At 73.1% G+C, this 3296-nt stretch carries 3 protein-coding genes; 2 read left to right on the top strand and 1 reads right to left on the bottom strand.

Features of this window, described 5'->3' with window-relative positions; translation table 11 throughout:
• Positions 1 to 184: 184 nt before the first annotated feature.
• Positions 185 to 820 carry a YafY family protein gene (locus tag D7Y21_RS40790; protein WP_014398634.1) on the top strand — a complete coding sequence of 212 codons (636 nt, stop codon included), beginning with the start codon at positions 185 to 187 and terminating at the stop codon, positions 818 to 820.
• Between the two features lie 51 nt (positions 821 to 871).
• Here the strand turns inward: D7Y21_RS40790 and D7Y21_RS40785 are convergent, their stop codons facing one another.
• Positions 872 to 1396 carry a phage tail protein gene (locus D7Y21_RS40785; protein WP_120563599.1) on the bottom strand — a complete coding sequence of 175 codons (525 nt, stop codon included), beginning with the start codon at positions 1394 to 1396 and terminating at the stop codon, positions 872 to 874.
• 185 nt (positions 1397 to 1581) lie between these two features.
• Between D7Y21_RS40785 and D7Y21_RS42475 the strand changes: the two genes are divergently transcribed.
• A partial coding sequence (locus tag D7Y21_RS42475; RefSeq protein ID WP_199735602.1) for a collagen-like protein occupies positions 1582 to 3296 on the top strand: 1715 nt, incomplete at its 3' end.

The raw sequence follows: 3296 nt of genomic DNA, 5'->3' as shown, positions 1-3296 counted from the left end.
ACTCGGGGGACGGAAGGCGCGGCGCGCGGGCGCTGCTCCTGGCGCTCATAGGCGCGCGGGGGCCCGCTTCGCAAGGGTGGGCGGACAGGAGCGGCGTGGCGCTGTCGGAAGGGCTTCGCATCGCGGGTGCCTCTGCGTGAGCTTGAGGCCCCCGGCTGACAGCGGTATGTCAGGATTCACCGTCATGCAGCGCACCGAGCGACTCTTCGCCCTCGCCGAATACCTGAGGGGCCGCCGCACCGGCGTCACCGCGGAGGTGCTGGCGGAGCGCTTCAGCGTGACGGTGCGGACCATCTACCGGGACCTGGACGCGTTGCGCGCCGCGGCGCTGCCGGTGGGCGCGGAGCGGGGCCGGGGCGGCGGCTACGCGCTGGACCGGGGCTACAGCCTGCCGCCGGTGAACTTCACCGCGCGCGAGGCGGCGCTGGTGGTGGCGCTGGGGAGATTCGCCATCGGCATGCGGCTGTTACCCTTCACGGGGACGCTGGAGTCGGCGCTCGACAAGGTGCGCTCGGCGCTGTCCACGTCCGCGCAGCGGGAGCTCCTGGACCGGCTGCGCGAGCTGACGTTCCTGGGCGTGCCGTCCCTGCCCACTCGCAAGCCCGTGCGCGAGGCGCTGGAGCGCGCGTGGTTCGAGCGGCAGCCGCTGCGCATCACCTACGTGGACGGCAACTTCCTGGAGACGGTGCGCGAGGTGCGCATCGAGTCCGTGGTGATGGACCGGCATGAGACGCGGCTGGACGCGGTGGACCTCGCGTCCGGGGAGCGGCGCCACTTCCGGTTGGACCGCATCACCCGCGCGGAAGTGGTGGGCGCCTGAAGCGCGAAGGAGGGGCCGTGCTGCTGGTGCGGCGTCCTCCTGCCGTGAAGCTCAGCCGCGCGAGGGGAAGACGCCTTCCGTCGCGATGATGAAGTTCACGCAGAGGTACGGGTTCTCGATGGGCACCGGCTGGTTGCCGCCAGCGATGCCCACGGCCTGGTGGCCCATCACCGTGCTGGGGGTCGTGACATACGGCGCGGGGGTGGTGCCGAGGGGGACGGCCGCGAGGTACGCGCCCTCCGGGCTCTCCGTGTTTCCCTCCTGCATGCTGGCCATCAGCGGGTGGGTGTGCGCGGGCATCTGGGGGGAGATGAGCGTCACCTGCTGCTGGCCGGCCATCTCGCCCAGCGAGTGCGGCGTGAGACCGGGTCCCTGGCCGGGCTGCATGGGGAAGCGGCCGCGCAGGTCCGGCAGCGCGAACGTCGTCGTTCCGTTGCCGCCGTAGGTCGTCCCCAGGATGGCGAAGAGCGCCTGGTTCTGCGCGATGGACAGCAGCGTGCCGTCGCAGAAGAGCCAACCCTTCGGCGCGAAGTTGCCTCCAAACATGATGATCTGCCCAACGTACGGCGTGGACATGGTGCCCCCTGGTGTGACGGCTGGTGTGAGCCAGCGAACAGACCATGGGCAGTCCCCCTGATGAAAGACCGCGGCGCGTCATCAGGCAAACCAACCCGGCGTGTGCGAAGCTTCACGTTCCGTGACGGCCCTTTTTCCTACGCCGCACGTCGCCGCACCGTCTGTCCTTGGGGAGGACCTGGTCCATGCCGCTTCGAACTTTCGTGCCCCTTCGTGGGGCGTTCTCGCGCTTTCGTGTGCTGTCGCTCTGCGCGACGTTGGCGGTGTCCGCCTGCACGGGGGAGACGGGCGATGGTCCGGCGGGACCGGAAGGGCCTCCGGGGCCCGCGGGCGCGACTGGTCCCCAGGGTCCGGCCGGCCCGCGAGGTGAGAAGGGCGCCACGGGTGAACCCGGCCTGGTGGGTCCCGAGGGTCCGCAGGGCCTGTCGGGTGCCCCGGGCGAGCCCGGTCCCCAGGGACTTCAGGGCGTGCAGGGCCCGGCGGGCGCGACAGGGCCCCAGGGTCTCATTGGCCTGATGGGCCCCATGGGTCCGCAGGGCGTCGCGGGGCCCACGGGTCCGGCGGGAGCGAAGGGCGACACGGGCGCGGCGGGTCCGACGGGGACCACGGGCGCGAAGGGCGACACGGGTGCTGTCGGTCCAGCGGGGCCCGTGGGCCCGACGGGCGCGAAGGGCGATACAGGCTCGGTGGGCGCGACCGGTCCTGCTGGCGCGAAGGGTGACACGGGCGCCACGGGCGCGGCAGGTCCGACGGGGGCCACGGGCGCGACCGGCGCGGTCGGCCCCGCTGGCGCGACCGGCCCCTCGGGTCCGAAGGGTGACACGGGCGCCACGGGCGCGGCAGGCCCCACGGGAGCGACCGGCGCGGTCGGCCCTGCTGGCGCGACCGGTCCTGCTGGCGCGAAGGGTGACACGGGCGCGGCAGGGCCCACGGGTGCGACCGGCTCGGTCGGCCCCGCTGGTGCGACGGGCCCCGCGGGTCCGAAGGGTGACACGGGCGCGGCAGGGCCCACGGGCGCGACTGGCGCGGTCGGCCCCGCTGGCGCGACCGGCCCCGCGGGCCCCCAGGGTGCCACGGGTGCCTCGGGTGCGCAGGGGCTGCAGGGACCGGCGGGCACGCAGGGGCTCTACGGCGACGGCTCGGCGGGGGCGTTCAACGTGGGCGTGGGCCAGACGGTGAACCTCTCTCTTTCGACGGGCGTGGCCCAACTGCCGTCGGGGTTCAACCTCCAGTTCAGCAGCATCACCATCGCCGGAACGCTGATCGTCCCGAGCGGCACGGTGCTGCGCTCCTCCGGGGACATCACGGTGAGCGGTAAGGTGACCGTGCTGCCCGGAGCAGAGGACCTGGGCGGCGGTGAGGCCCCGCCAGGCATCTCCCGGACGGCAGCGACCACGTACAACGGTGGCGCGGGGCTGACGTCGTTCCAGGGTGCCCAGGTGCGCCGGGTGCAATCGGCGTCAGGTGGAGCTGGCGCTCGAATCTACGCGGGTTCCAATGCCGACGGTGGCGCGGGCGGCGGCGCGCTGATGCTGGCGGCGCGCGGCAACATTCGCATCCCCGTGAATGCGTCCATCGACGCGTTCGGTGAGGACGGCGTGAACCCGGAGACCGGCGGCGTGTCCATCGTGGGCACGGGCGGCGGCGGTGGCGGCATCGTGCTGGTCGCGGCCAAGGGAAGCATCACGCTGGGGGGAATCATCAAAGCGATGGGCGGCAAGGGCGCGGATGGCTTCAACGGCAACGGCGGCACGGGTGAAGGCGGCGGCGGCGGCGGCGGCGGCGGCATCGTCCACTTCATCTCCTCGACGACCCCCAGCGTGACAGGCTCCGTGGCGGTGGCGGGAGGCGCGGCGGGTGGCAATGCGGATCCCACGGGAGGCCCGATCACCATCATTCC

The sequence above is a fragment of the Corallococcus sp. AB045 genome (genome assembly GCF_003668895.1).
Taxonomy (GTDB): domain Bacteria; phylum Myxococcota; class Myxococcia; order Myxococcales; family Myxococcaceae; genus Corallococcus; species Corallococcus coralloides.
Note: the sequence above shows the minus strand (reverse complement) of the source record. Positions and strands in the feature narration are given on the sequence as shown.